The sequence below is a fragment of the Pseudomonadota bacterium genome (assembly GCA_023229365.1).
GTDB lineage: Bacteria > Myxococcota_A > Polyangia > JAAYKL01 > JAAYKL01 > JALNZK01.
Map to the genome: position 1 here is coordinate 1 of JALNZK010000198.1, position 6,543 is coordinate 6,543.

The following is a 6,543-nucleotide window of genomic DNA, read 5'->3' on the forward strand; positions in this document are numbered from 1 at the left end:
GCCCGCCGGGCTCGGCTTTGACCGGACGGGTTTCGCACCCGCTGGACGACTCATCCGAATTTCAGGAAGTTATCGCCTCCTTCCATCCCAACGGACCGACAGTGCTCGGTCGCACCAAGACCCATCATATGTCATATAGCGGCGCCACAGACCGATAGCATGTGACAAGTGAAGGGTCCTGACCCCAGTTCCCGCCTGACCCCAGTTCCCGCTGCGCATCGGCGCGGTCAAGACCCGCGTCTACAAGGCCCAGGGGGAGTTCGCGCTGCTCGGCGAGCTCGCCAGGGCGTACACGGTCGTGGTCGTCGACTCGACCCGTGCGCAGCGAAGGATCAAGGCGCTCTTCCGCTCGCGCGGCGTCCCGACCGGAATTCCAAAGCAGCCCCCACGAGCCATGACCCTCGTACCGAGGGTCGCGATCGACCGCGCGTGTTGACAGCACGGTCCAAGCTCGTAGAGTGGCACCGGCCCCGGCGACCTCGCCGCGGACCGAGGAGGCTCGAACGTGTGCGGCGTAGCGGGAGTGTTCGGGGTCGGGCGCGCGGAGCGCCTGGTGGCGGAGATCCTGTTCGCCATCCAGCACCGCGGCCAGGAGAGCTGCGGGATCGCGACGCGCAACGCGCGGGGCAACATCACGGCGCACAAGGCGATGGGCCTCGTGAAGAACGTGCTCGTCGAGGAGGTGCTCGACCGGCACACGGGCGACGTGTCCATCGGCCACGTGCGCTACCCCACCGCGGGCTCGAGCGACATCGCGAACTCCCAGCCGCACGCCATCGATCTCGCCGAGGGGCCGCACATGGCGATCTGCTCCAACGGCGACATCATCAACTACGGCGAGCTGCGCTCGTGGCTCGAGCGCGAGGCGGAGTTCACGTTCAAGAGCGACAACGACGCGGAGCTGATCGGGCGCCTCATCGCCTACTACCACGTCGTGCGCCGCCACCCGATCGAGGATGCGCTCCGGCGGACGATGCAGGAGCTCAAGGGCGCGTTCGCGACGCTCGTGATCTTCCGCGACAGCATGTACGCGTTCCGCGATCCGCACGGCATCCGGCCGCTCGTCATGGGGCACGTCGACCACGCCGATCTCGGCGAGCCGCTCTCCGACGGCACCGTGTTCGCGTCCGAGTGCTGCGGCTTCGGCATCATCGGCGCCCGCCGGCTGCGCGAGGTCGCGCCGGGCGAGATCCTCCGCCTCGAGCGCGGCAAGCCCGTGACGACCCTGCACGTGGCGTCCGATGCCCCACGGCACTGCGTGTTCGAGCTGATCTACTTCTCCCGGCCGGACAGCGAGTCGTTCAGCGAGCACGTGTACGCCGTGCGCGAACGGATCGGCGCGTGCCTCGCAGCGAAGGACGCGGATCTCCCGCCGGGCGACGACCTCGTCGTCATGCCGGTGCCGGACTCCTCCAACTTCGTGGCGCTCGGCTACGCGGCGGCGAAGGGCGCGCGCTTCGGGATGGGGCTCCTGCGCAACCACTACGTGGGCAGGACGTTCATCAAGCCCAACCAGAAGTCCCGCGACGAGGGCGTGAAGCAGAAGTTCAACCCGCTGCCCGGGTTCTTCCCGGGGAAGCGCGTGGTGCTCGTCGACGACTCGATCGTGCGCGGCACGAGCCTGCGCAAGATCGTCCGCATGTTGAAGTCCGCGGGCGCCCTCGAGGTGCACGTCCGGATCGGCTCGCCGCGCGTGATCGGCTCCTGCTACTACGGCATCGACACGCCGACGCGCGACGAGCTGATCGCGAACCGCATGAGCGTCCCGGAGACCGCGGCGTACCTGAGCGCCGACTCCCTGAAGTACATGGAGCTCGCCGACTTCGACGGCGTGCTCGCGGCGCGGAAGGACTACTGCTTCGCGTGCTTCGACCTCGACTACATCTACCCGCCCGAGCACTACGGCATCAAGGTGAACGTCCCGCTGGATCGCGAGTGATGCCCGCGCGCCGTGTTCCAGCGTGTCGAGGCGATCTGGCGCGGGCCGATCCCCTCCCGACCCGGACACCCCTTTGGCACCGCCGCGCGTTCCGGTGTATACCGTCCGCCGGAGGCTGCATGCGGACGCGGATTGCGGTGATCTCGACGGCGCTCGTCATCGCGCTCGGGGTGATCGCGCCCGAGGCTTCGGCCGGGGGGCGCGCGCGCCGGGCGGCGTCGGCGCTGCTCCGCGCCGAGGCGGCGCTCGCGGAGATATCCGGACACGAGCTGGCGGGCGCCCTCGGCGCCGAGCTGGATCTGGCGCGGCGCTGGCTCGACGACGCTCGCTTAGCGCTCCGGGACCGACGCGACCGCCGAGCCGAGGCGCTGACCGCGAGGCTCGACGCGCAGCTCTCGCTCCTGCGCGCCATGCTCGCCGCCGCCGGCGCGGAGGCGAAGGCCGAGGCGGCCGAACGCGCCGCCCTGGTTCTCGCCGAGAGGATCCGCGAGCTCGAGGCGCGCTATGACGCGCTCGTCCTCGAGACCAGGGGCGTCGAGCTCACCTCGGCGTTCCCCGTGAAGCGGGAGGCGCAGAGTGCGCCTTGAGATGTCGATCGCGGTCTGCCTCGGGCTCGCGGGCTGCGGCCCGGCACCCGTCCCCGACTCCCTGCGGCAGCTCGAGGCGCTCGCCCGGGCGGACGACTCGAAGGTGGCCGCCGAGACCGCGTCGACCGCGTGGGGAGAGTCCCAGCGCTACCTCGGGCTCGCCGTTGAGGCGCTCGACTCGGGGGACGCCGCGGGCGCGGATCGGCTCGCTGAGCTCGGGCTCATCCAGGGCAAGCTGGCGATGACGTCGCTGCGAGAACTGCGCGCGCGCGGGCAGCTCGAGATCGCGGCGGCGGTCGAGGCGCAGCGGGCGCTCGAGATCGAGCGGCTCTCGTCCGCGATCGAAGCTTTGGAGCGGCTGCTGGCCCGGGAGCGGATCCGGCGCCACGTGGAGGCGGTCGTCGACGCGAGCAGGCGCCGCGCGGCGGCGGAGGAGGAGCGCGCGGCGGCGGGTCGGGCGGATCCGGAGCACGCCGACGCCCTGCTCGAGGTCGGGCGAGAGATGCTCGGGCGGTGCCGGATCGAGGCCGCCGTGCTCGGGGCGCTCGCCTCTGCCGGCGCCGCGCTCGAGGAGCAGAAGGTGTCCGCGGACGGGGCGCTCGCCCTCGCCGAGGAGGCGCTCGAGCGGCGCGATCTCGCGGCCGTCCAGGAGCGCGTCGAGGACGTCGGGGCCGGCGCGCACCGGGCGTTCGCCTGGGCGTTCGAGGGCACGGGCGCCGCCGCGGCGGCGCGGACCTCGGAGCTCCTCGAGCGCCTCGCGGCGGCCGGCTTCACCGCGGTCCCCGACGACTTCGGCGCGGCGGTTTCGCTCTCGCGCGGCGGCAAGAAGGGAAAGGCGGCCTGCGGCGGTGCGCAGAGGCTCGTGGAGATCGAGACGGCGCTCGGGGACGCGGCGGCGCACGTCGTCCTCGAGATCGACCCCCGCGGCGCGCACCCGTTCCCGGCGCTCGATGGCGACAAGGGGAAGTGCCCGGCCGCGCTCGTCGTACCGCTGCCGAGTGCGCGATGATCGCCCTGCCCCGCTGGTTGGACCCCATCCGGCTGCCCATGCCGGCCATGCTCGGCGCGGTGAACGCCTACCTCGTGCGCGGGCCGGACGGCGCGGCGCTCGTCGATACCGGGATGGACGACGCCGCCTCGAGGGCCGCCCTCGTCGCGGCGCTGTCGGAACGCGGGCTCGCGATAGGCGATCTCGGCCAAGTCGTCTGCACGCACTACCACCCGGATCATTGCGGCCTCGGAGCGACGCTCGTCGACGCGGGCGCCGAGGTGATGATGACCGCGCGGGACGCAGCCTCGCTCGCCGTGTTCTTCGACGATCCTGCGTCGGACTCCCGCAGATCGACGTTCTTCGGCCGCCACCGGATACCGGCGGACTTCGAGACGCGTGTGGCGGCGATGTTCCCGTTCTTCCGGAGCCTCCAGGAGCCGTTCCGCCCGACGCGAACCCTCACGGACGGCGAGGTCGTGCGCCTCGCCGGGATCCCGTTCGAGATCATCCACACGCCGGGCCACACCCGCGGCCACGTCTGCCTGCTCGAGCCCGAGAGCGGGATCCTCCTCACCGGGGATCACGTGACGCCCGGGGAGGCCACCCACGTCTCGATGCGCGAGGAGGCGGTCGGGACCGATCCGCTCGGCGCGTTCCTCGACTCGCTCGAGCGCGTCCGCGCGCTCGGTCCGCGCCTCGGCCTCTCCGGACACGGCGCGCCGATCCCGGACGCCTCCCTTCGCGCCGACGAGATCCTCAGGCACCACGCGGCCCGTATCGCGCGCGTCGCCGCCGCGCTCAAGCCCGCGCCGGCCGAGGCGTACGACCTCTGCCTCGAGGTGTTCGGCGATCGCCGCAAGGTGTTCGCCCGCTGGCTGGCGATGTCGCAGACGCTCGCCTACCTCGAGCATCTCGTGCACCGGGGCCGCGCCCAGGAAGTGGCGCTGGAAGGTGGGCTGGCGTACCGTTGCGTCTGACAGGAGGGGCTCCTTCATTGGACGCTTCACGGGAAAAGGTCCGCGTCGCCGCGCTCTCCGTGCTGTCGAACGGCGCGCTCGTGGCCGGCAAGATCGTGGTCGGGACCCTCACCGGCTCAGTGTCGGTGCTGTCCGAGGCGATCCACTCGGGCATCGACCTCCTCGCGTCGCTCATCGCCCTGATCGCCGTGCGCACCTCCGGCAAGCCCGCGGACCCGGAGCACCCGTGGGGGCACGAGAAGGTCGAGAACCTCTCGGGCGCGATCGAGGCGATCCTCATCTTCGTAGCCGCGATCTGGATCATCTACGAATCGGTCGACAAGCTGCTCCACCCGAAACCGCTCGACGCGATCGGGCTCGGCGTCGGGATCATGGCGCTCTCGTCGGTCGTCAACTTGGTCGTCTCGCGCGCCCTGTTCCGAGTGGGCAAGGAGACCGACTCGGTGGCGCTCGTCGCTGACGCGTGGCACCTGCGGACCGACGTCTACACATCCCTCGGCGTGATGGCCGGCCTCGGGATCATCACGCTCGGCGGGATCTTCCTCCCGAAGGTCGACCTCTCGTGGCTGGATCCCGCGATCGCGATCTGCGTCGCGGTGCTCATCATGAAGGCCGCGTTCCAGCTCACGCGCCAGTCGATCGCCGATCTGCTGGACACGTCGATGCCGGAAAACGAGAGGGTGTGGATCACGTCCTTCCTCCGCCACGAGATCCGGGAGGCGTGCGGCTTCCACCGGCTGCGCACGCGGAAGGCTGGCGCCACGCGGTTCGTGGAGTTCCACCTGCTCGTGGAGCCGGACATGCACGTCGACGACTCGCACGCGATCACGGATCGGATCACGGCCGAGATGCGGGAACGCTTCCCGGGGTGCAACGTCACGATCCACATCGAGCCGTGCGACGGGAGCTGCGAGGACGCCTGCGTCGCGGGCTGCCTGGTGGCCGCGGACGAGCGCGAGGCGAGGTCATCGAAGTTTCGGGGCGGCCGCTGAATTCATAGGATTTGCTTGATCACGAGCGAAGCGGAGACGGGTTGGGCTCCACCAGCCAACGGCGTCACCGTCAGTGCCGCGGGGTTTCCGACCGGGTTTCGGACGGTGAGGATCGAGCTCGCCGAGGTCGTCGTGACCAACACCTGATTCACGATCTGTGACGTACCGGTAGCGCGTCCGGCCACCGTATAGGGCAGCTCCACGACCCCCGAACCGCTATCGAGCCCGAGGACGAGCTGCCCGGCTTCGTTGACGCTCACCTGCCAGGAAACTTCGTAAACGCCGATCGATGGCAAGATGAACTCGCTCGCGCTGACCCCAGAGATCCCGCTTGCCGCACCATCCCGCGGGAACGCCACCGCAGCCCCCACCGCGACCGTCGCCGCGTTGTCGCCCGGCATGAGCGCATAGAAGTATCCGAACGGCATCACGGGAGCAGGCAGGCCCTGCAGACCCTGCGGCCCGACTTCTCCCGCGACTCCCTGCGCGCCTGGAATGCCCTGAATGCCCTGCGAACCGGTTGCACCCGTCGCGCCGTTGCAGGCGTACGCCGTCGTGGTCCCGTCGAAGAACTCCGATCCGCCGAACGGGCAGTCGAAGTCATCGACCGGGATGCTGGCGACGGTCACCGAGGAACCGTCGAGACCAGCCACTCCCTGCGCGCCTGGAATGCCCTGAATGCCCTGCGAACCGGTGTCACCCTTCAGGCCCTGCGATCCTGTTGGACCTGCAACTCCGGCTGGACCTGTCGCACCGACTGCTCCGTCCAGACCCGGCGCGCCCTGCAGCCCGGTTTCTCCTATCGGGCCCTGCGGTCCCGTCGCGCCGGCTGGCCCCGTCAATCCAGTCTCGCCATTACAGACATAGTCGATTCCGGTCGCCGAGGTGTACGCGACGCCGCCGTAGGTGCAGTTGTCACCTGGAGCTTCGGTGGCGCCGACGACGGATTCGCCATCCAAACCATCCAGACCGTTCAGACCGTCCAGACCGTCCAGACCGTTCAGACCGGCCGGTCCTGTTGCGCCGATTGCTCCGTCCAGACCCGCGGCGCCTGTTG

At 70.3% G+C, this 6,543-nt stretch carries 6 protein-coding genes; 5 read left to right on the forward strand and 1 reads right to left on the reverse strand.

Annotation, left to right across the window (positions count from 1 at the left end; genetic code table 11):
- The first annotated feature begins 505 nt into the window (after nt 1–505).
- The 5 genes from purF (at nt 506) to M0R80_30645 (ending at nt 5,486) form a co-directional block, all read left to right on the forward strand.
- Nucleotides 506–1,939, forward strand: a complete 1,434-nt coding sequence (purF, locus tag M0R80_30625; GenBank protein ID MCK9463994.1) for an amidophosphoribosyltransferase — start codon at nt 506–508, stop codon at nt 1,937–1,939.
- Between the two features lie 119 nt (nt 1,940–2,058).
- Nucleotides 2,059–2,526 carry a hypothetical protein gene (locus tag M0R80_30630; GenBank protein ID MCK9463995.1) on the forward strand — a complete coding sequence of 156 codons (468 nt, stop codon included), beginning with the start codon at nt 2,059–2,061 and terminating at the stop codon, nt 2,524–2,526.
- Complete coding sequence (locus tag M0R80_30635; protein ID MCK9463996.1) at nt 2,516–3,535, forward strand: hypothetical protein; 1,020 nt, start codon at nt 2,516–2,518, stop codon at nt 3,533–3,535. Before M0R80_30630 ends, M0R80_30635 begins: the two co-directional genes overlap by 11 nt.
- The gene (locus tag M0R80_30640) at nt 3,532–4,494 is read left to right on the forward strand and encodes an MBL fold metallo-hydrolase (GenBank protein MCK9463997.1); all 963 of its coding nucleotides are present in this window, start codon (nt 3,532–3,534) and stop codon (nt 4,492–4,494) included. The genes M0R80_30635 and M0R80_30640 overlap by 4 nt, the downstream gene beginning before the upstream one ends.
- 17 nt (nt 4,495–4,511) lie before the next feature.
- Complete coding sequence (locus M0R80_30645; GenBank protein MCK9463998.1) at nt 4,512–5,486, forward strand: cation diffusion facilitator family transporter; 975 nt, start codon at nt 4,512–4,514, stop codon at nt 5,484–5,486.
- Between the two features lie 2 nt (nt 5,487–5,488).
- Here the strand turns inward: M0R80_30645 and M0R80_30650 are convergent.
- The coding region (locus M0R80_30650; GenBank protein ID MCK9463999.1) for a collagen-like protein at nt 5,489–6,543 on the reverse strand (1,055 nt) is incomplete at its 5' end.

Coding starts and splice junctions, on each gene's coding strand:
- M0R80_30630 (MCK9463995.1), top strand. CDS start 2,059: ATGCGGACGCGGATTGCGGTGATCTCGACGGCGCTCGTCATCGCGCTC.
- M0R80_30640 (MCK9463997.1), top strand. CDS start 3,532: ATGATCGCCCTGCCCCGCTGGTTGGACCCCATCCGGCTGCCCATGCCG.